The sequence below is a fragment of the Bradyrhizobium sp. NDS-1 genome, assembly GCF_032918005.1.
GTDB classification, from domain to species: domain Bacteria; phylum Pseudomonadota; class Alphaproteobacteria; order Rhizobiales; family Xanthobacteraceae; genus Bradyrhizobium; species Bradyrhizobium tunisiense.
The window spans coordinates 173,940-194,889 of sequence record NZ_CP136628.1 but is presented as its reverse complement, the minus strand read 5'-3'; the positions used below and the strand labels follow the sequence as shown (position 1 = coordinate 194,889).

The 20,950-nt window shown below is 66.0% G+C and carries 21 protein-coding genes; 7 read left to right on the top strand and 14 right to left on the bottom strand.

Going from position 1 to position 20,950, the window contains the following annotated elements; translation table 11 throughout:
• The first annotated feature begins 2 nt into the window (after positions 1–2).
• From hisF to RX330_RS00900, 4 genes are all read left to right on the top strand, one after another.
• A complete protein-coding gene (gene hisF, locus RX330_RS00915) occupies positions 3–776 on the top strand; it encodes an imidazole glycerol phosphate synthase subunit HisF (protein WP_212082873.1) in 774 nt (257 codons plus the stop codon).
• Between the two features lie 80 nt (positions 777–856).
• Positions 857–1,183, top strand: coding sequence for a phosphoribosyl-ATP diphosphatase (locus RX330_RS00910; protein ID WP_212082877.1), 327 nt, complete (start codon positions 857–859; stop codon positions 1,181–1,183).
• Between the two features lie 20 nt (positions 1,184–1,203).
• Positions 1,204–2,160, top strand: coding sequence for a type I pantothenate kinase (gene coaA / locus RX330_RS00905; protein ID WP_212082881.1), 957 nt, complete (start codon positions 1,204–1,206; stop codon positions 2,158–2,160).
• Between the two features lie 100 nt (positions 2,161–2,260).
• Positions 2,261–2,500, top strand: a complete 240-nt coding sequence (locus RX330_RS00900) for a hypothetical protein (protein WP_212082884.1) — start codon at positions 2,261–2,263, stop codon at positions 2,498–2,500.
• Positions 2,501–2,504: 4 nt separating this feature from the next.
• Here the strand turns inward: RX330_RS00900 and RX330_RS00895 are convergent, their stop codons facing one another.
• The 5 genes from RX330_RS00895 to RX330_RS00875 all read right to left on the bottom strand — a co-directional run bounded on the left by RX330_RS00895 (position 2,505) and on the right by RX330_RS00875 (position 8,956).
• On the bottom strand, positions 2,505–3,563 hold the full coding sequence (locus tag RX330_RS00895; RefSeq protein ID WP_212082887.1) for an AI-2E family transporter: 1,059 nt from the start codon (positions 3,561–3,563) through the stop codon (positions 2,505–2,507).
• Between the two features lie 205 nt (positions 3,564–3,768).
• A complete protein-coding gene (locus RX330_RS00890) occupies positions 3,769–4,398 on the bottom strand; it encodes a histidine phosphatase family protein (protein ID WP_212084562.1) in 630 nt (209 codons plus the stop codon).
• A gap of 107 nt (positions 4,399–4,505) precedes the next feature.
• Positions 4,506–6,731 (bottom strand): ATP-binding protein, encoded by a 2,226-nt coding sequence (locus tag RX330_RS00885; protein WP_317241758.1) that lies wholly within the window; start codon positions 6,729–6,731, stop codon positions 4,506–4,508.
• A 120-nt stretch (positions 6,732–6,851) separates the two neighbouring features.
• Complete coding sequence (locus RX330_RS00880) at positions 6,852–7,319, bottom strand: hypothetical protein (protein ID WP_317241757.1); 468 nt, start codon at positions 7,317–7,319, stop codon at positions 6,852–6,854.
• A 98-nt stretch (positions 7,320–7,417) separates the two neighbouring features.
• Positions 7,418–8,956, bottom strand: coding sequence for a YifB family Mg chelatase-like AAA ATPase (locus RX330_RS00875; protein WP_317241756.1), 1,539 nt, complete (start codon positions 8,954–8,956; stop codon positions 7,418–7,420).
• A gap of 229 nt (positions 8,957–9,185) precedes the next feature.
• Between RX330_RS00875 and RX330_RS00870 the strand changes: the two genes are divergently transcribed.
• Complete coding sequence (locus tag RX330_RS00870; RefSeq protein ID WP_091965316.1) at positions 9,186–9,431, top strand: PilZ domain-containing protein; 246 nt, start codon at positions 9,186–9,188, stop codon at positions 9,429–9,431.
• A gap of 79 nt (positions 9,432–9,510) precedes the next feature.
• Positions 9,511–10,287 (top strand): tetratricopeptide repeat protein, encoded by a 777-nt coding sequence (locus RX330_RS00865; RefSeq protein ID WP_317241755.1) that lies wholly within the window; start codon positions 9,511–9,513, stop codon positions 10,285–10,287.
• Between the two features lie 41 nt (positions 10,288–10,328).
• On the opposite strand, the gene RX330_RS00860 is transcribed toward RX330_RS00865, so the two are convergent.
• From RX330_RS00860 to rsmI, 7 genes are all read right to left on the bottom strand, one after another.
• The gene (locus RX330_RS00860) at positions 10,329–11,618 is read right to left on the bottom strand and encodes a CpaE family protein (RefSeq protein WP_317241754.1); all 1,290 of its coding nucleotides are present in this window, start codon (positions 11,616–11,618) and stop codon (positions 10,329–10,331) included.
• On the bottom strand, positions 11,615–12,349 hold the full coding sequence (locus RX330_RS00855; protein ID WP_317241752.1) for a CpaD family pilus assembly protein: 735 nt from the start codon (positions 12,347–12,349) through the stop codon (positions 11,615–11,617). Before RX330_RS00855 ends, RX330_RS00860 begins: the two co-directional genes overlap by 4 nt.
• A gap of 51 nt (positions 12,350–12,400) precedes the next feature.
• Positions 12,401–13,921 carry a type II and III secretion system protein family protein gene (locus RX330_RS00850; protein WP_317241750.1) on the bottom strand — a complete coding sequence of 507 codons (1,521 nt, stop codon included), beginning with the start codon at positions 13,919–13,921 and terminating at the stop codon, positions 12,401–12,403.
• Positions 13,922–13,931: 10 nt separating this feature from the next.
• Positions 13,932–14,738 carry a Flp pilus assembly protein CpaB gene (cpaB, locus tag RX330_RS00845; protein ID WP_317241749.1) on the bottom strand — a complete coding sequence of 269 codons (807 nt, stop codon included), beginning with the start codon at positions 14,736–14,738 and terminating at the stop codon, positions 13,932–13,934.
• Between the two features lie 454 nt (positions 14,739–15,192).
• On the bottom strand, positions 15,193–16,137 hold the full coding sequence (gshB, locus tag RX330_RS00840) for a glutathione synthase (protein ID WP_212082914.1): 945 nt from the start codon (positions 16,135–16,137) through the stop codon (positions 15,193–15,195).
• Between the two features lie 10 nt (positions 16,138–16,147).
• Positions 16,148–16,549, bottom strand: a complete 402-nt coding sequence (locus tag RX330_RS00835) for a YraN family protein (protein WP_317241748.1) — start codon at positions 16,547–16,549, stop codon at positions 16,148–16,150.
• Complete coding sequence (gene rsmI, locus RX330_RS00830) at positions 16,536–17,486, bottom strand: 16S rRNA (cytidine(1402)-2'-O)-methyltransferase (RefSeq protein ID WP_317241747.1); 951 nt, start codon at positions 17,484–17,486, stop codon at positions 16,536–16,538. The genes RX330_RS00835 and rsmI overlap by 14 nt, the downstream gene beginning before the upstream one ends.
• Before the next feature lie 340 nt (positions 17,487–17,826).
• Here rsmI and RX330_RS00825 point away from each other — a divergent pair, with 340 nt between their 5' ends.
• Positions 17,827–19,059: a penicillin-binding protein activator gene (locus RX330_RS00825; RefSeq protein WP_317241746.1), complete on the top strand. Its 1,233-nt coding sequence runs from the start codon at positions 17,827–17,829 to the stop codon at positions 19,057–19,059.
• A gap of 54 nt (positions 19,060–19,113) precedes the next feature.
• Here RX330_RS00825 and hemW read toward each other — a convergent pair whose 3' ends face one another.
• Both hemW and rdgB read right to left on the bottom strand, forming a co-directional pair.
• Positions 19,114–20,298: a radical SAM family heme chaperone HemW gene (hemW, locus tag RX330_RS00820; RefSeq protein ID WP_317244034.1), complete on the bottom strand. Its 1,185-nt coding sequence runs from the start codon at positions 20,296–20,298 to the stop codon at positions 19,114–19,116.
• Between the two features lie 16 nt (positions 20,299–20,314).
• Positions 20,315–20,950: an RdgB/HAM1 family non-canonical purine NTP pyrophosphatase gene (gene rdgB, locus RX330_RS00815; RefSeq protein WP_317241745.1), complete on the bottom strand. Its 636-nt coding sequence runs from the start codon at positions 20,948–20,950 to the stop codon at positions 20,315–20,317.

Here is a 20,950-nt window from a genome sequence, read left to right as displayed (position 1 = left end):
ACATGTTCAAGGTGCGCGTGATCCCCTGCCTCGACGTCAAGGACGGTCGCGTCGTCAAGGGCGTCAACTTCGTCGATCTGCGCGACGCCGGCGACCCCGTCGAAGCCGCGATCGCCTATGACGCGGCCGGCGCCGACGAGCTCACTTTTCTCGACATCACTGCGACCCACGAGAATCGCGGCATCATGCTGGACGTGGTCCGCCGCACGGCGGAGGCCTGCTTCATGCCCGTCACCGTCGGTGGTGGCGTGCGTGAGGTCAACGACATCAAGACGCTGCTGCGCGCCGGGGCCGACAAGGTCTCGATCAACAGCGCGGCGGTGTCGCGGCGCGAGTTCGTCAAGGAAGCGGCTGAGAAATTCGGTCAACAATGCGTCGTGGTTGCGATCGATGCCAAGCGGGTGAAGCGCCCGGGCGGCGACCGCTGGGAAATCTTCACCCATGGCGGCCGCAATTCGACCGGCATCGACGCCATCGAATATGCCCAGGAAGTCGTCGCGCTCGGCGCCGGTGAGATCCTGCTGACCTCGATGGATCGCGACGGCACGAGGCAAGGATTCGACATCCCGTTGACCCGGGCGATCGCGGACAGCGTTCCCGTTCCGGTGATCGCCTCGGGCGGCGTCGGCAATCTCGACCACCTCGTCGACGGTATCCGCGACGGGCACGCGACGGCGGTGCTGGCCGCCTCGATCTTCCACTTCGGGGAATTCACCATCCGTGAAGCCAAGGAGCACATGGCCCGGCGCGGACTACCCATGCGCCTCGATGCCTGACGACTCCCGTTCATAAAAGTGCTACACGAGCCGGTGGGGACCGGCTCGTACGGCCGGATCGCGTTTTCCGAGTAGATTGCATGCCGCGCTTCACGATCCACGATCTGGCCGAGACCATCGACGCCCGCGCCGCCGCCGATGGCGAGACCTCCTATACCCGCAAGCTTCTGGACAAGGGCGCCGAGCATTGCGCCAAGAAGTTCGGCGAGGAAGCAGTCGAAACCGTAATCGCAGCAGTCGAAAACGATCGCGCGCATCTGGTCGCCGAGAGCGCCGACCTGCTCTACCATTTCCTTGTGTTGCTCAAGGCCCGCGGCGTAAAGCTGGAAGAGGTCGAGGCGGCGCTCGAGAAGCGAACGACGATGTCGGGCCTGGAAGAGAAGGCGTCGCGCAAGGGCGGCAACTAGCCGAGTGGAGAGGTCGCGTCATGGATATCCGCGCACCCGAGCAGCAGTATAATCCGTACCGCGTCTATACGCGCGAGGAGTGGTCGCGGCTGCGCGACGATACGCCGATGACGCTGGAGCCGGGCGAGTTCGACCGGCTGCGCTCGCTGCACGACCGCCTCGATCTCCAGGAGGTCGAGGACATCTACCTTCCGTTGTCGCGCCTGCTCTCGATCTACGTCGACGCGATGCAGCGCCTGTATTACGCCGAGCGCCAATTCCTCGACATCCGCGACCGCAAGGTACCCTACATCATCGGCGTCGCCGGTTCGGTCGCGGTCGGGAAGTCCACCACGGCCCGCGTGCTTCAGGCGCTGCTGGCGCGCTGGTCGCCCCGGCCGAAGGTCGAACTGATCACGACCGACGGATTCCTCTATCCCAACGCCGTGCTCGAGCGGCAGGGCATCATGCAGAAGAAGGGCTTTCCGGAGAGCTACGACCTGCCGCTGCTGCTCAGCTTCCTTTCCGACATCAAGTCCGGCCGCCGTCATGTGCGCGCGCCGGTCTATTCGCATCTGACCTACGACATCGTGCCGAACCAGTGGGCGGAGGTCGACCAGCCCGACATCCTGGTCGTCGAGGGCGTCAACGTTCTGCAAACCGGCAAACTGCCGCGTGACGGCAAGGCGGTGCCCGTCGTCTCCGACTTCTTCGATTTCTCGGTCTATATCGACGCGGACGAGGCGGCGCTGCGGCAATGGTACATCAAGCGCTTTCTGGCGCTGCGCGACACCGCTTTCACCAACCCGAAATCCTATTTCAACCGCTACGCTTTGCTGTCGGACGAGGAAGCCACCGCCACGGCGATCGCGATCTGGGAGCGCACCAACCTCGCCAATCTCGAGGACAACATTCTGCCGACCCGCCCCCGCGCAACGCTGATCCTGAAGAAGGGGGCCGACCACACGGTGGAGAGCGTGGCGCTCAGACGGCTCTGATCGCGTCGTGACCGTGCTGGCTGCTTCGAGCTAGGTATCTTTTGTTGCAGACCGGCAGCTGGTAATCCGCTATTCCTTGGGAAACGGCGGGAACGGCATCATGGTTGATCGTCTCAGAAGCGCTGCGGAACAGCTCGAAGCGCCGATCTGCCCGGACTGCCATGTCGAGATGAAGTGGTTCCGCTCCGAGCTGCTCGCGGACGAGCCGACCCCGATCATCGCGCATCTCTTCGTCTGCCCGCATTGCAAGCGCGCGGCCAAGGCCGACACCATCTTCAGGGGCAGTCAGACGCCGCCCGATAAGCTCTCGGCCCCGCGGTTCATTGCCTATGCCGCATAGGAGGTCATTTCCGGACCTCCTGTTGCATCTTCGAGCCAACGTAGATCTGCCACGCCGTCAGAAACATGGCGGCGACGAGCGGGCCGATGACGAAGCCGTTCGCGCCGAACGTGGCCAACCCGCCCAGGGTGGCAAGCAGCACGACGTAGCTCGGCATTTGTATCGACTGGCCGACCAGGATCGGGCGTAGGAAATTGTCCGCAAGACCGATCACGAAGGTGCCGAATGCGAGCAGGACGAGTCCCTTCGTGACCGAACCTGCCACAAGCAGGTAGAGCGCGACCGGAACCCAAACCATGGCGGAGCCGAGCACGGGCAAGAGCGAGAGCAGGGCCATGAGCGCGCCCGCCAGCAGCGGCGCAGTCAGGCCGAGCAGCCAGAAGATCAGCCCGCCCAGCGCTCCCTGAATCAGGGCAACGAGCACGATCCCTTTGATCGTCCCGCGAACAGCGAGGGTGAATGCATGGAGAATCTCGGCAGTATGCCTCGGGCGCAGCGGCAGCGCGTCGCGGATGCGTGCGTTGAGCTCGTCACCGTCGCGCAACATGAAAAACAGCAGGTACAACATCACGAACAGGCTCGCGACGAACTCCAGCGTTACCTGCCCGATGTTGAGCGCATGTCCGGCCAGCTGTTGACCGGCGGGGACGACCAGATTCGACAGGCGTTCCTTGATGTAGGAAAGATCGATGGACGCTAGGCGATCCGCCAGGGAAGCCGTCCAGTCGGGCAGCGCGGATCGCAGCTGCTGCAGGGGATGCGCGAAATTGATTTCTCCGTTCTGAATGCGCTGATACAGCTCTCCGCCCTGATCGATGAGGGAAGCGATGACGATGGCGACCGGGATCAGGACCATCACGACGACGACGACGACAGTGAACAGTGCTGCAAGATTGTGCTTGCCCGGGAGCGCTTCCAGAGTGCGCCGATAGAGCGGCGCGAAGATGATCGCCAGCAGTACGGCCCACAGCAATGCGCCGGAGAACGGCCAAAGCACCCAGGCGAACGCAACCGAGATCGCAGCAAGCAGGATGAGGAAAGAACGGTCTTCCGAGGTACTCACGTGTTCGCAGCCTTCTGCTCGCCAGAGCATGATCCGGAAAGATCATGCGTGGACGACAACCTAAAGCGCGATGACGATTCTTCCAAATCTCATCGCGCTTTAGCGCATGATCCGGATCCGAATGATCCGCGTAGCGCAAAGCATGCAGCTCAATCCATGACCCGGGGCGGGACGGCGCTGCCAGCTCGGCGCTGACGACCGGCCCCTACTTGCCCGCTTTCGCGCCCCAGTCGGCGAGCTTGATGCGCCCGGCGAAGGTCGCGGGGCCGGAGCTGCCGGCCTTGTAGACGAAAGCTTCGCCTTCCTGGACGTCGCCGGCCTCCTTGCCGAAGGCGTCGGCGATGTTGGTCTTGTGGGTGACAAGGAAAGTGTTGGTGCCGGCCTTCGGGGCCGCATCGACGAGCTGACGCACCGCCTGACCCGCCTTAGCATTTGCACCCGTCGGGTTTGCCATTCCCGACGCGCTCGCGTTGCTGCTGTCCGTTAACGCATCGACCGGCTTGACCTCGCGTCCCGAGATCAGCTTGCCAGCCTCGACCGCCCGGTTCAGCCGGCTGGTGTAGATATCGCCAATGGGAATCGCGAGGTCCTTGAGCGCCGTCCCGATCTGGCGCGCCATGTCCCTGCCCTTTTCGCTGAGCTGGCGCTGGGCGCTCATGTCTTCGAACTTGAAGGGGTAGACATCCTTCTGGCTGTCGTCGGTGGCGGTGTGCCGAAACACCAGCACGTAGCCGCCCTGCTTGAGCGATGCGATGAGTTCCGGTGTATCCGCTGCGGCGTGTCGGGATAACCCAACGAGGAAAACAACAAGTGCGAGGCGGCAAAGCACATTCATGCGCAAAGTCCTTCATTGCAAAAGACCCCTACGTATGGTGACGCGCAACGCCGCGTATTTCAATTGTCGTTTGGCCGCCGGGCCAGAGTTCCCTCTGAAACTCTGGATCAGACCGCGAGGTGCCGGGGGGCTGCCAGACCCGCCAGCGCCTCTTCCAATTTTTCCCGGTCGAGCGGCTTGATCAGAAATCCGTTCATGCCCGCCTCGAAACAGGCATAGCGATCCTCCTCCAGCGTATTGGCGGTGAGCGCGAGGACCGGCGTGTGATGGCCGCCAATGGCGGCCTCATGCGCGCGGATATGCTTGGTCGCCTCGATGCCGTCGAGCTGCGGCATCTGGATATCCATCAGCACGAGATCGTAGGGCGTGCCGGCCGATGAAGCGGCGAGCCAGGATTCCAGCGCGGCCTCGCCGTGGACGGCGATGACGACACGATGGCCGAGCTTCGTCAGCAGCGAGCGCATCAACAACGCGTTGATCTCGTTGTCCTCGGCGACGAGGATCGACAGGCTCCTTGCCTGCGTCGCGCCGGCGGCTTCAACCGGTGGCTCCGGCGCGAGATCGGGTGAGGCGACTTCCGGCGTCAGCGCGAGGCGCGCGGCGAGCGAGGCTGCCCGCAGCGGCTTGACCAGAAAGCCTGTGAAGGCTGGCGACAGCTTTTCATGGCGCGAGCCCGACGTCAGCAGCACGAGGCGCTGGGCTGCATGCGCGCGGGCCATTTCGCCCAGATGGTCGGCGGTGGCAGGGCCGATCGCGCGATCGATCAGCACTGCGTGCCATGAGCGTTCGGGCAGCAGCGCTTCGGCAACTGCCGCATCCGAGACCATGCAGGTCTGGCCGCCCCAACGCTCCAGACGCCGCGCGATCAGCGAGGCCTCGATTCCGTCCGCGACCAGAAGCATCGACTTGCCGCCGAGGTCAGGGCTCGGAAAGGCGGTCTGTCCCGCGCCGGCTTGCGACGGCGGAAGCGGCATTGCGACCTCGAAGGTCGAGCCTTTGCCCGGCTCGCTCGCGAGCGTGATCCGGCCGCCCATGCGCTTGACGATGCGCTCGCTGATGGAAAGTCCAAGTCCGGTGCCGCCATAGGTACGGGAGACGCGCTCGTCGGCCTGTTCGAACTCTCGGAAAATGCGTTGCTGCGCTTCCGGCGCGATGCCGATGCCGGTGTCCCGGACCAGGAAGCTGATCTCGTTCGGCCAGATGCCGGGTTCGACGATCAGCGCGACGCCGCCATTGCTTGTGAACTTGATGGCGTTGCCGGCGAGATTGAGCAGCACCTGGCGCAACCGCGCCGCGTCGCCGACCACCTCGAGCGGCAGGCGCTCGTCGATATAGGATGCGATCTCGAGGTCCTTGGCCTGTGCACGCGGCGCCAGCAGCTCGGTGATTTCCTCGATCAGCGTGGACAGGGCGAAGGGACGCAGCTGGAGATCGAGCTTGCCCGCCTCGATCTTGGAATAGTCGAGCAGCTCCTCGATCAGCGCCATCAGGGCTTCGCCCGACGTCTTCACCGCTCGCGCGTAGGTCGTCTGCTCCGGCGTCAGCGTGGTGTCGAGCAACAGGCCGCCCATGCCGATGATGCCGTTCAGCGGCGTGCGGATCTCGTGCGAGGCCATCGCCAGAAAGCGCGATTTGGCGCGGTTGGCGGCGTCGGCCTGGTCGCGCGCGTCGGACAGCGCACGTTCGGTCTCGGTGCGGTCGGTGACGTCGCGTCCCACGCTCTGCAATTCGGCGGGTTGCCCGGCATCGTGACGGACGTAGCCCTCGCGCCACGCAATCCAGCGCGCGCCGAGCGGGGTCGCGATCTTCTGGTCGTGGACGCGCGTGCCGTTGCTCTCGCGCGCGCTGTCGCCCTGCTCCAGAATATCGAAGTCGAAACGCGTACCCACCAGCGCGCTGCGCGCCTGACCGGCGAGTGTGCAATAGGCCTCGTTGGCAAAGGTGATGCGGCCGCTCGTGTCGCGCAGCACGATGAGGTCGCCCTGCTGCTCGAACAGGCTGCGGGCGCGTTCTTCGGCCTCCTTCAGCTCCCAATTGCGGTCGATGAGCGCCTCGTTGTGGGCCGCGAGCGTCCGCAGCCGCTTATTGACGAAGCGCAGGCGCATGCTCAGCGTCGCAAGGCCGAGGCAGGCGAGCGCGAACAGGAAGCTCGCGCCGATCGCGAAGGCGTGGGGATCGTAGCCGGAATTGTCGGACCGGCTGCCGGTCACGAAACCATAGGCGCCGCCGAAGGTCGCCGAGAAGATCATGAAGGAACGGATCGCAAAGGCAATTCGGGGGTGCCGTCGCCTGAAGCGGCGCATGCGCACCTTGATCCGGAACGTCCGACCCATCGTCACCCCGACTCTTGTCCGAGACCCACCACTGCCGCGTGCGACGATGGCCCGCCGACCTTGCGAACAGTTTGAAGCTCCGGTGCCGCCTCCAAACAGGGTTGACGACGTGTTAACGGCTCAGAGCGAGGCGGCCTGGAGATGGCGGTGGCTGCCGCGGGCGCCGACGATCAGCGCCGCCGCCTCGCGTTGCGAGAACGATTTCGAGCGCACATAGATGCGGTAATCCGCCGGCCCCTCGGTGGAGAGATAGATCACCTGGCCGCCGTCGACGGGCTCGGCGGCGATCGACACAAGCCGCCTCGAGGGATTGGCCTGGCAGGAGTCCGGCTCGGAGCCGGAGCCGCCGTCCACCACGGTGAAGTCCGCCGCGTCAGCATCATCGGTGATCTGAACCCGCACGGTGGCGCGCTCCGGATCCTCGGTGAAGGCGACATGCACACCGGCCGTCCAGAACAGCGAGGTCAGCTCGACCGAGGTGTCGCCGAGCGCGATGCAGGGATGTGAGACCGATCCGATCTCGCCGCGACCGAATGCGACAGCCGCCAGGAGGGGAACAACCGAGGCCAGGATCTTGAAACGCAACATGACGCTCTACTCGCAAAGGCCGCTCGGGAACTCATCGGGCCTTATGGTTTGCAGAGCGTAAAGGAAACTCGTTACCGCCAGGTTGATGCGTGGCGTGATCAAGCCAGCTGCCGCACATCCTCCGCGAGTGCGCGATAGGACAGCGCTTCGGCCAGATGCAGCCGGCCGATCCTGTCGGCGGAATCGAGATCGGCCAGCGTGCGGGCCACCCGCAGCACGCGGTGATAGCCGCGCGCCGACAGCCGCATCGTCTCGGCGGCGTCGCGCAGCAATTTGGCGCCTTGCGCATCCGGCTTGGCGATTTCTTCCAACACGGAGGCCGGCGCCTCGGCATTGGTGCGGACATTGGGCAGACCGGCATCGGCATAGCGCGCGAGCTGGATGTCGCGCGCCGCCGCGACGCGCGCGGCGACCTCGGCCGATCCCTCCGCCGGCGGCGGCAGGATCAAATCGGCCGCGGTCACGGCCGGCACTTCGATGCGCAGATCGATACGGTCCATCAGCGGCCCCGAGATGCGTGCCTGGTAATCGCCCGTGCAGCGGTCGATGCGACCGCGCTTGCAGGCATAGCCGGGCTCGAACGCGTTGCCGCAGCGGCACGGATTCATCGCCGCCACCAGCATGAAGCGGGCAGGGTAGGTGACGCGGTGATTGGCGCGCGATACGGCGACCTCGCCGTTCTCCAGCGGTTGCCGCAGCGAATCCAGCACGCGCGGATCGAACTCGGGCAATTCGTCGAGGAACAGCACGCCCTGATGCGCGAGTGATATCTCGCCGGGCTTGGCGCGCATGCCGCCGCCGGTGAGAGCGGCCATGCTCGCGGAATGATGCGGCGAGCGGAACGGCCGCCGTGCCGTCAGCGCGCCGCCTTCGATCTCGCCGGCGACGGACGCGATCATCGAGACCTCGAGCAGCTCGCCGGGCGAGAGCGGCGGCAGGATCGAGGGCAGGCGTGCCGCCAGCATCGATTTGCCGGCGCCCGGTGCGCCGATCATGAGCAAATGATGCCCGCCGGCGGCTGCGATCTCCAGCGCCCGCTTGGCGCTTTCCTGACCCTTGATGTCGCGGAGGTCGAGCGTCGAGGCGGCGGCCTCGTGCACCTTCGGCGAAGGGCGCGACAGCACCTGGGTGCCCTTGAAATGGTTGGCGATCTGGATCAGCGAGCTTGCGGCGATGATCTGGATGTCCGGGCTGGCCCACGCCGCCTCGGAGCCGCAGGACGCCGGGCAGATCAGCCCTTCCTCGCGCATATTGGCGCCGATGGCGGCGGGAAGGACGCCGGCCACGGGCGCGATCGAGCCGTCGAGGCCGAGCTCGCCGAGCACCGTGAAGCCGCTCAGCGCATCCGGCGGGATCGCGCCGATCGCCGCCATCAGGCCGAGCGCGATCGGCAAATCGTAATGGCTGCCCTCCTTGGGCAGGTCGGCCGGCGCCAGATTGACGATGATCCGCCGCGCCGGCAGCGCGAGGCCAGAGGCGATCAGCGCCGAACGCACCCGCTCGCGCGCCTCCGACACCGCCTTGTCCGGCAGGCCGACGATGGCGAACGCCGGCAGGCCCGGCGCGACCTGCACCTGCACGTCGACCGCGCGGGCCTCGATTCCCTCAAAGGCGACGGTGGAAACCCGCTGAACCATGCTCAAACCAGCCTGCCCCTCTCGCACAATCAGGGGTAGCAGAGCCCGGCCCTTTCCGCAAGAACAATACGGGAACGATCTTGGGAGGGCGAGCAAACCTTTAATCAGGGGTAAACACCAATCCGACAGTACGCCTCGAATGCCGGCTTCTGTCCTCAGCACATTCCAACGAATGTCCGCTACTCCTAGGGCTGCGGGATGGGCCGTGGTCAACGGGTGAACAATTCAAATGCTTGCAAATCGCCGGAGAAGCGAACGTCGGATGTGCAGCCGGCTCGCCAAGATCCATTTTGGCGCGGGGTCGCTGCCGCGGGACTGCACGATCACGGATATCTCGGATGGCGGCGTGAAAGTGGTGGCGGAATTCTTGGAAGTGCCGCCGCAATTCACCATCATCTTCGCGCCCGATTATTCCCGCCAATGCCGCCTGCGCTGGCGCATCGGCTGCGAGTTCGGCGCCGAATTCACCGATTAGGCCGTCCGGGTCGCGCTCCTTAACGGGACTTTAGCGTTAATCGGTAAGCATCTCTGATCAGTTGCCGAGTGATCAGAGTATGCCCAAGCGTTCGTCCCTCGCCTTTGCTGCGGCGAGATTGCTGCTTCCCGCACTCCTGGTGCTCACCCTCGGCGGTTGCCAGACCGCCGGCATCGAGGACGTGACCGGCGCGCTCGGCGCCAGGTCGGAAACGGCTGACAAGGCCGACCCCACGCCGGACATGGACGCTTTGCGTGCGCGCTATCGCGCCAAGCCTGGTGATCCCGACATTGCGCTCGCCTACGGCAAGGCGCTGCGCGAGAGCGGCCAGCGCGCACAGGCGGTTGCGGTGTTGGAGCAGGCCGTGCTCGGTCATTCCAGCAACAAGGCGCTGCTCGCGGGCTATGGCCGCGCGCTCGCCGACAACGGTAATTTCCAGCAGGCCTTCGACGTCCTCGGCCGCGCGCATTCGCCTGAGGATCCCGATTGGCGCATCCTGTCGGCGCAGGGCGCGGCGCTCGATCAACTCGGCCGCAACGAGGAAGCGCAGCAATATTACGCCGCGGCGTTGAAGATCGTGCCGAACGAGCCGACCGTGCTGTCCAATCTTGGCCTGTCCTATATGCTGCAAAACAATCTGTCGAAGGCCGAACAGGTGCTCGGCCGCGCTCATCAGCGCAATCAGAACGATGCGCGGGTCCGCGCCAATCTGGCGCTCGTGCTGGGATTGCAAGGCCGCGAGGCCGAGGCCGAAATCCTCGTGAAGGCCGACCTGCCGCCCGATCAGGCCGCGGCAAAGGTCACTGCGCTGCGGCAGCTGCTGGCAAAGAAACAGCAGCAACGGGCGGACAAATAGCCCGCCCTCCTATTCTGCTTCGCGCGAAAAGGCCTCTCGCCTCACGACGCCTTGCGATGAGGGGCTGATCCGCGCCCCGGCTTGCCCTTCAGCTTCTTCAGCAGCGGCTCGAGCAACGAGCGCCTCGGCTTCTTCACCTCGCCGCGGCCAGCGAGGCGGTTCGCCATGTTCTGGAACAGCTCGGTGGTGCGGTGGTTCTTGGAGACCTCCGCGATCATCTGGCCGTTATTGGCCGCGGTCGAGAACAGTTTCGAATCGAACGGGATCACCGCGAGCGGCTGGCTCTCCATGGTCTTGGCGAAGGCCTTGACCTCGATCTCCGCGCGCTTGTGCATGCCGACCTGGTTGAGGCAGTACAGCGGCGGCCGGTCGTTCGGTCGTGCCGCCTTCAGCACGGTCAGCATGTTCTTGGTGTTGCGCAAATTGGCGAGATCGGGCTCGGCGACGATCACGATGTCGTCGGCATTCACCAGCGCGCGCCGCGTCCACCCGGACCATTGGTGTGGAACGTCGAGCACGATGCAGGGCGTGGTCATGCGCAGCGTGTCGAAGATGGCGTCGAAGGCCTCGGCACCGAAATCGTAGACGCGGTCGAGCGTGGCAGGCGCCGCGAGAAGGCCGAGGCGCTCGGTGCATTTGGAAAGCAGGCGCTCCATCAGCGCCGTGTCCGGCCGGTCCTGCGACAGCACTGCGTTGGCGATGCCCTGCACCGGGTCCTGATTGTAGTCGAGGCCCGCGGTGCCGAAGGCGAGGTCGAGGTCGATGACGACCGAATCGAGCGCGAGGTCGCGGGCGATGGTCCAGGCCACGTTATGCGCGACGGTGGAGGCGCCGACGCCGCCCTTGGCGCCGACCACCGCGATGACGCGGCCGGTGATGATGGCCTCGGAGGCCGAGAACAGGCTGCAGATCGAGCGGACGACGTCGAGGGTTTCGACCGGTCCGACCACATAGTCGTTGACGCCGCGGCGCACCAGCTCGCGATAGGGCGCGGTGTCGTTGGGATTGCCGATCACGACCACGCGGGTGCCGGGGTCGCAGACGCCGGCGAGGTCGTCGAGCCCCTCGAGGATGTCGCGCGTGCCGTCGGATTCGATCACGATCACGTTCGGCGTCGGCATCGTCTCATAGACTTCGATCGCCGCGGCAAGGCCACCGTCCTTGGCGGTGAGGTGCGCCTTGGCGAGCCGGCGGTCTTCTCCCGCCGCGGTCACCGCTTTGAGCGTCTTCTCGGTCTCGCAAAAGGCCTGCACGGAGATCCGAGGAACCGGCGCAATGTGTTCCTCGGGGTGTTGCGGATCGTTCGCGTCGTCGTCGTGGAGACGTGTCATTTGCCGGTATCGCTGAGTTTGGCCTTGTCGGAGTCGGGTGAGGGGGTCGCGATCGGCGTGCCCTTGCGGTAGCGCTCGAAGGCGATGTCGCGTCGCGCGGTATAGGCGGGGGTCTCGGCACGCGGCTGCTCGAGATCGGCGGGGTTGTCGATCATCGCCGCGAGATTGCGCTGGCTGGCGCAGCCCAGATTGAAATAGGGCCGGTTCTCGTTGTAGCCGGGATCGAGGATGTTGGGTCCGAGGTCTTCCGGCCACAGCCCGCAGGGACCAGCGACCGCGGCCATCCTGGAATAGCTCAGGCGGATGGTGGGCAGCAGCCCGGGATCTTCAGGGCGATAGGGATGCTGAACGATGGCCCGCGGCGGCACGCCGCCGGATGCGAGCACGGACCGGATCTCCCGATAGGTCGCCGCCGCCGCGCGCGAATTCGCGCTGTCGACGGGGACGTCGACGATGACGGAGCCGGTGCCTTCGCGCACCCAGTCCCGCGCGATGCCCGCAACGTCCGAATGCTGCGCGGCCGAAAGGCCGCCCCTCGCCTTGCCGACGAAGATCACGATCGACTTCTTGCCTTCCTGAACTGCGATCGGGTGGCGCTGACGATAGTCGGTCGGCACCGTCTGGGTGACGATCTCGCCGGTGGTGTTGCAGGCGCCCAGCATGACGGAGAGGCCCGTCAGTGCAAGCGCGACCCTCAAGTTGCGGCGTCGATCGGCTGATGTTGTCGTCATCGCCTGGTCCCCTCTTGCCCCGTTCCTTGTCCGGTCCCCAAACCGTCCGTCTCAGTCGATGATGAAGCCGAAATCGTCCGGCGTGCCGGCGATCGGATCGACGCGGCGCGCGATGCCGTAGAGACGGTTCATGCGGCCGAGCAGCGCCGACTGCGCGTCCGATGCCGGCGCGAAGCCGTCGTCGGGCCGTGCCAGTTCTTTCTGGGCGACCGCGCGCACCACATAGGGCGTCACGATCACCATCAACTCGGTCTCGTTGTTGACGAAGTCCTGGCTGCGGAACAGCGCGCCGATGATCGGCACCTGGTCGACGCCAGGCAGGCCGTTGATCGCCTGCTTGGTCTTCTGCTGGATCAGGCCGGCCATCGCCATCGAGCCACCCGAGGGAATTTCCAGCGTGGTCTCCGCGCGGCGGGTCTGGATCGAGGGGATGGTGATCGAGTTGCTCGAGTTCGAGGACACCGCCTGCGTCAGCGTGATCGCGTTCGTATTCGACAGCTCCGAGACCTCGGTCATCACGCGCAGGCTGATGCGGCCTTCGGCGAGCACGACCGGGGTGAAGTTCAGGGAGATGCCGAACTTCTTGTAGGTGACCTGGGTGGTACAGACGTGGGTGACCGGATCGCAGGAATAGCCTGCGGGAATCGGAAATTCGCCGCCGGCGATGAAGGTGGCGGATTCGCCCGAGATCGCCGTCAGGCTCGGCTCGGCGAGCGTGCGCATGACGCCGGCGCTTTCCATTGCGCGCATGGTGGCGCTGACGGTGGCGAAGCCCTTGGCGAGGCCGGCGACGCCGAGCCCATTGCTGCCGACGATCGGTCCGCCCGAGACCGAGAACGGATTGGAATTGTTGAAATTCACCACCGCAGTGCCCGCGTTCAGGCTGGCGCTGAGATCGACACCGAGCTGCTTGACGATGTCGCGGCGCACCTCGCCGACGACGACCTTGAGCATCACCTGGTCGCGGCCGCGCACGACGATGTTGTTGACGACCTTGTCCGAACCGCCGACCAGCTTGGCGGCGACGTCGCCGGCCTGCTGTGCCTCGACCGGGCTCGACACCGATCCGGTCAGCATTACGCTGTCGCCGACGCCTTCGATCTGCACGCCGGGAAGGGACTGGCGAAGGGCCGCGCGCATGCCGTTGAGATCGCGCTTCACCGCGATGTCATAGGCGGCGACCTGCTGGCCGTCGGCGGTGAAGAACACGACATTGGTCTGGCCGACCTGGCCGCCTATGATATAGGCGCGCTGGGCCGAGCGGATGACGGCATTGGCGATCTTGGGATCGGCCACCAGCACGTCCTTGACCTCGCGCGGCAGGTCGATGACGACGGACTTGCCGACGCCAAGCGAGAGAAAACGCGACCTCGCGGGCGCGATCGTCGCGACCGACGACACCTCGAGATCCGGAGCTTGCATCGGCGCCTGGTCGCCCACCGGGCGATCCGCGGCGCTGACGGCGTCGGGGGCCGCGAGCAGCCCCAGCGTCATCAGCATCATCCCCGTCAGGAACGAGCGCGCGCGCTTCCCCCGAATGCGCAGGCCCGTCCGATCATCCTCGTAGTTCATGATGCCCCCATCACTTCTGTGACGTTAGTTGCCGCGCCGGCACCCCGAAACGAATGACGTTGATGCCGTCGGCCACCTTGGCCGTTTTTTCCTCGACCGTGCCCTCCACCGCGTTGGCATCGACGATGCTCCGCAGCGCGAGCTGGAGCGTGCCGCCCTGGCGCGCGGCCGAGAGCGTGGCGACCTGTTCGGGCTTGAGCTCGAGCGTAACGGTCTTGCCGACCACGGCGGTCTGGCCGTCTTTTTCCTTCGGCGCCTGATCAATCGCGAGCACACGGATATTGGTCAGGATGACCTCGGACAGGATCAGGTCGTTACCGGCGAGCGCGCCATCGGGATTCTTCAGGCGGCGGGTCAGGACGATGTCGACGCGGTCGTTCGGCAGGATGAAGCCGCCGGCGCCGGTCTCGGCTGAAATCTCGGTCGAGACGGCGCGCATGCCCGACGGCAGGATCGCGGCCATGAAGCCGGAGCCTTCGGCCCTGACCAGCTTCTGCTCGCGGATGGGCTCGCCCTGCATCAACGGGACGCGCGCGATCGAGCCGGCGATCTGCGTCTGGGCTTCGGGCCTGCTATCGCGGCGAATGAAGGCGCTGCTCGCAGTCGCCGCCGGCCAGGTCTGCCATTGGAGGTCGTCGGGCTTGAGGGCCTGGCCGAGCTGAATGTCGTTCTTGGCGATGAGGACTTCGACCGTCGGCAGCTTCTCGGCGACGGCCACAGCGGGCGCGGGCGCATTCTGATAGCTGCTGGCGAGATACGCAGCGACGCCGCCGGCGGCCAGCGCGATGACGAGAACGACAATGCGTGCGGTATTCATACGCTCTTACTCATACGCGGGGCACTCGAACCGCACCTGGCGTGTTCCCCCGTGTCGATGAGTAGGGAGTAAAAGTATAAGGGGTGTTGCGAGGCCGAACGCGATGACCAGCCACGATGCTGGTTCTCGGCAGATGGTGAACGCGGCGTTATTCGGTCGGCCGGCGGCCCCGTAGTTTCACGCAGTGCTCAGCGCGCGAGGGAGGCGGCGCGTCATGGTGAACGGGTGGTTAGTGATGGGTGGTGCGAGGGTGCCAATGAGATCCGCAGAAGCCCTGCACAACATCGCTGTCGTCCCCGCGAATGCGGGATCCATAACCACAGGGAGAAGTTGCGGTGCGAAAAGGTAACTCCAAATCCCCATAACCACATCTTCCTGGGGCTATGGGTCCCGGATCTGCGCTGCGCTTGTCCGGGACGACATTGAGGAGAGATTTCAGGCTCTCCAGTACAAGCTACTTCTTCCGCTTCTGCTCGATCACGTCCCAGACCTTTGCCGCAACGTCAGGACCGCCGAGTCGCGCGATGGCGCGGATGCCGGTGGGCGAGGTCACGTTGATCTCGGTGAGATTGCCGTTGATGACGTCGATGCCGACGAACAACAGGCCACGCTCGCGCAGCGCCGGGCCGACCGTGGCGCAGATCTCGCGCTCGCGCGGGGTGAGCTCGGTCTCCTGTGCGGCGCCGCCGCGCACCATGTTGGAGCGGAGGTCGTCGGCGGCCGGCACGCGGTTCACGGCGCCCGCGAACTCGCCGTTGACCAGGATGATGCGCTTGTCGCCGTGCTTCACCTCGGGGATGAACTGCTGGATCACCCAGGCCTCCCTGAAGGTGACCGAGAACATGTCGAACAGCGAGCCGAAATTCATGTCCTGCGGCATCACGCGGAACACTGCCGCGCCGCCATGGCCGTGCAGCGGCTTCATCACGACGGCGCCGTGCTTGTCGCGGAACGCGTTGATCTCGTCGAGGTCGCGCGAGATCAGGGTCGGCGGCATCAACTGCGGAAAGTTCATCACGAACAGCTTTTCCGGCGCGTTGCGCACCGAGGCCGGGTCGTTGACCACCAGCGTCTTCGGATGAATGCGTTCCAGAAGATGCGTCGAGGTAATGTAGGCCAGGTCGAACGGCGGATCCTGGCGCAGTAGCACGACGTCGAAGCCGTTGAGCGCCTCGCGCCTGGACTCACCCAGCGTGAAATGGTTGCCAGGCTCGTCGCGCACGGTCAGGAGCTGAACCGGAGCGACGATCTCCTCCCCGACCATCGAGAGCTTGTCGGGCGTGTAATAGGACAGGCCATGGCCGCGCTTCTGCGCCTCCAGAAGCAGCGCAAAGGTGGAATCGCCCTTGATGTTGATGCGGGCGATGGGGTCCATCTGGACAGCGACGTTCAGTTTCATGGTCTGCCTTTCAGGTCGAGGCGTCGAATGCCGCCAACACATGGCGCGGAAGTGAGCGCGGCGCAATCAGCATGGCGTCGAATCGCAATTCGAATTCGGCATGCTCGGGATGCGCCACGAGCCAGCCTTGCGCGGCGTCGATGATGCGCTGCTGCTGGCGCGGCGTCACGGCGAAAGCGGCGTCGTCCAGCGTCGCCCGCGCCTTGACCTCGACGAAGGCGATCAGATTGCGCCGGCGCGCCACGATGTCGATCTCGCCATGCGGGGTGCGGTAGCGCTTGGCGAGGATGCGATAGCCCTTCGCCATCAGATAGGCGGCGGCACGGCTCTCGGCCGAGATGCCGGTGCGGAATGCGGCGAGCCGCTCCGGCGAGGCGACCTTTGGTTCCCTCGGGCTGTCAGTCTTCGCCATCGCCGCCCTGTGAATCCCTTGCGAGCTCGAGCGCGCGGGCATAGACCTCGCGGCGCGGGCGTCCCGAGAGCGCGACGGCATGCGCCACCGCGTCCTTGACACTGTGCGTGGCGAGCTGTTCGCGCAAGAGACCGTCCAGCGCATCCGGTGTCAGCACCTCGGCGTCGGCTGCCGGCGGAGCGATCACCAGCACGAATTCGCCGCGCGTTTCCAGCCGGTCGGCATCGCGCGCGAGATCGGCCAGCGTCGCGCGCGAAATTTCCTCGTGCAGCTTCGTCAGCTCGCGGCAGATCGCGGCCTCGCGCGTGCCCATGATCTCGGCGAGTTCAGTGAGCGTATCCTGCACGCGGTTGCCGGATTCGAACATCACCAGCGTCGCATCGATGCGGGCGAGCTCGGCAAGGCGTGCGCGGCGCGCGGCGGATTTGGCCGGCAAAAAGCCTTCGAAGAAGAAGCGGTCGGTCGGCAGCGCCGCCACCGACAGAGCGGCGAGCACCGAGGACGGGCCGGGTAGCGCGTACACCGCGTGGCCGGCGGCGCAGACCTCGCGCACCAGCTTGAACCCCGGATCGGAGATCAGCGGCGTGCCGGCGTCCGAGACCAGCGCGATCGAGCCGCCTGCGGCAAGCGCCTCGAGGATCTTCGGGCGCGCGACTTCGGCGTTGTGCTCGTGATATTGCTTGAGCTGCGCGGTAATAGCGTAGCGCTCGGTCAGGCGCCGTGTGATGCGGGTGTCTTCGCAGGCGATGACATCGACGCCGGCGAGGGTCTGGAGCGCACGCAGCGTGATGTCGCCGAGATTGCCGATCGGCGTCGCCACCAGATGCAGGCCCGGGGCCGCTTTCGGCGCCGCGATCCGGTGGGCATCGATGGAGAAACCGCGCGAGGCGGCGTCTTGAGCTTCAGGCGTATTTATCGGGGCCGGCTTTGCGCGCATAATGAGATCAACTTAGGCACGATCCGCAGGGCTGGGAACCGGCTCGCCGAAAAAGATCGTGCCGAAGTGAGGGGCGAGGAACGGACGGGAATGTGATCAATCGGGATCACGTCGAGAGGGAGCGAGGGCCCTCGCGCCATATTCGCGACGGAAACGCCGCCTTGATGCTGCATGAGCGACGGCGAACAGCTGCCGGGACGGAAAGGCGGCCGCGTTAAGCGGCCATTATCCTTTTGTTTTGGTTAACTATTTGCCGACAATATGTCTGAATCCGCGGCTTGTGTCGTGGAAGGAATGTCGTGACCGGCCGGCGAGACGGCGGGTCAGAAGAGAAGCTGCCATGGTGGGCCCGCGTTATCCAAAGTCTCCCGTTCCGGGGTCCCTGATGTCAGGGGCGACTCGAAGGAGTGCGCTCGGCCTGTTGCTGGGCGCGCCCCTGCTGTCGGCCTGCGCGGGCGTGCAGCAGAGTCTCAGCCAGTTCTCCAACCCGTTCTCGAGCTCCGCGCCGCCGGCCCAGCCGGCCGGCCCGCCGCAGCAGGCGACGACCGCCGGCACCGGTGGGGTCAAGGTTGCCGTGATCCTGCCGCTCTCGGCCGCCGGCAATGCCGGCCTTGCCGCGCAATCCATGCGCAATGCCGCCGAGATGGCGCTGGCCGAGTTCCAGAACCCGAACATCCAGCTCCTGATCAAGGACGACAATGGCAGCCCGCAAGGCGCGCAGGCCAGCGCGCAGCAGGCCGTCGACGAGGGCGCCGAGATCATCCTCGGGCCGCTGTTCGCCCAATCGGTGCCGGCGGTGGCGCAGGTCGCGCGGACGCGCGGCATCTCGGTGATCGCCTTCTCGACCGATTCCAGCATCGCCGGACGCGGCGTCTATCTGCTCTCGTTCCTGCCGGAGTCCGACGTCAATCGCATCGTCGAATATTCCGCCAGCATCGGAAAGCGCTCCGTCGCCGTGCTGGTGCCCGACAATGCCTATGGCAATGTCGTCGAGGCCGCCGTGAAGGCCGCGGTGCCGCGGCGCGGCGGGCGCATCATTGCCTTCGAGAGATACGGCGCCGATCGGGCCACGCCGGCGCGGACCGTGGCGCAGCAGCTTGGCAGCGCGGATGCGCTGTTCATTGCCGATGACGGCGATGCCGTCGTGTCGGTGGCGGATGCGATGACTGCGGCGGGCGCGAATTTGCGCAACATCCAGCTGCTCGGCACCGGCCTGTGGGACAGTCCGCGCGTCTATGCCAGCGCTGCCCTGCAAGGCGGTCTCTATGCCGCGCCCGACCCGGCTGGCTTTCGCGCATTCTCCGGCCGCTATCGCACCAAATACGGCGCCGAGCCGATCCGGACCGCGACGCTCGCCTACGACGCGGTCGCCCTCGTCGCCGCCCTCGCGCGCACGCAGGGCACGACGCGCTTCTCGCCGGACGTGCTCACCAACGCCTCCGGCTTCGCCGGCATCGACGGCCTGTTCCGCTTCCGCGCCGATGGCACCAACGAACGGGGCCTCGCGGTGATGAAGGTGACGCAGGGCGGCGGCGTTGCGGTCGCGGGCTCGCCGAAGAGCTTTGGGGCGTGATCGTTCACCTCTCCCGCTTGCGGGCGAGGAGCGCACCGCCGATCTGGCTCGGGCCTACGCCGCGAGATCCGCGACCACCGCGTCCAGCACCGGGAATCCGCTGCTGGTCACGCGCAGCCGTCCCGTCGCATCCACAGTGATCGCGCCTTCTTCGCGCAGCATGGCGATGCGCTTGGGATCGAGCGTCCGGCCGGACAGGCCTTTGTAGCGCTCGGGGTCGATGCCCTCGGCGAGGCGCAACCCCATCAGCAGGAATTCGTCGGCGCGTTCTTCGCTGTTGAGGAGATCGTCGGTGACGATTCCGTGGCCGTTGGTCTCGACCCGCAGCAGCCAGGCCTCGGGACGCTTCTCCGTGGCCGTGGCATGGCGCACGCCGTCGATGTCGAGCCGGCCATGCGCGCCGGGACCGACGCCGGCATATTCATCGCCGCGCCAATAGACCAGATTGTGCCGGCACTCGGCGCCGCGCCGCGCGTGGTTGGAGATCTCGTAAGCCGGAAGACCAAGCTTCTCGCAGGTCTCCTGCGTGACGTCGTAGAGCGCCCGCGCGACCGCTTCGTCCGGTGTCTTCAATTTGCCGGCCTGGTGCAGGCCGAAGAACGGCGTGCCTTCCTCGATCGTCAATTGATAGAGCGACAGATGCTCGGCCGCTTCATCGATGGCGAGACGGAGTTCATCTGCCCACATCGCCGGTGTCTGGTCGGGGCGGGCGTAGATCAGGTCGAACGAGTAACGATCGAACGAGCGGCGCGCGATGGCGACCGCATCGAGCGCCTCGCGGGCGCTATGCATCCGGCCGAGCGCCTTCAGCGAGGCATCGTCGAGCGCCTGCACGCCGAGCGAGACGCGGTTGACGCCGGCGCTGCGATAGCCGGCGAAGCGCGTGGCTTCGACGCTGGTCGGGTTCGCCTCCAGCGTGACTTCGACGTCGCCTGCGACGGTCCAATGCTTGCCGATCGCGTCGAGCACGGCGCCGACGGTTGCAGGCTGCATCAGGGACGGCGTTCCGCCGCCGAGGAAGATCGAGGTGACCTCGCGGCCCGGCGAACGCTGCGCGGTCGTCTCGATCTCACGTGCAAAGGCGGCGGCGAAGCGCGCCTCGTCGATCGCGGCGTGGCGGACGTGGCTGTTGAAGTCGCAATAGGGACATTTCGACAGGCAGAACGGCCAGTGCACGTAGACGCCGAAAGCTTCGGATACTTGTTTTGACGCGTTTTCCTGGCGCGAACCGGTATCCACTTCGCTCGAAAACGCTCTATCGCGGCTCAAGGCAGATCTCCGCCAGTTTCACGAAGGCGCGGGCGCGGTGCGACAGGCCGAGCCCAAGCGGCGGCAGCCCATGCTTCTCGATGCTTTCCATCTCGCCGAACGTGCGGTCGTGGCCGTCGGGCAAAAACATCGGATCGTAGCCGAAGCCGGCCGTCCCGCGCGGCGGCCAGACCAGCGTGCCGTCGACGCGCGCCTCGACCTCTTCGAGATGATCGTCCGGCCAGGCGACGCAGAGCGCGGAGACGAAATGCGCTCTTCGGCGGTCGGGCGTGGTGGCGCCGCGCTCCTGCAGCAGCCGCTCGATCTGCGCCATCGCCGCGTTGAAGTCCTTGCTCGGACCAGCCCAGCGCGCGCTGTAGATGCCGGGCGCGCCGTCCAGCGCGTCGACGACGATGCCGGAATCGTCGGCGAAGGCGGGAAGCTTGGTCGCCTGCGCCGCCGCGATCGCCTTGATCGCCGCGTTGCTGCGGAAATCGCCGCCGGTTTCGTCCGGCTCGCCGAGGCCGAGCTCGCCGGCCGACACCGCCGCGATGCCGTACGGCGCAAGCAGCTCCCGCATCTCGGCGAGCTTGCCGGGATTGTGGGTCGCGATGACGAGCTTGTCCGTGATTCGGCGGTGCAT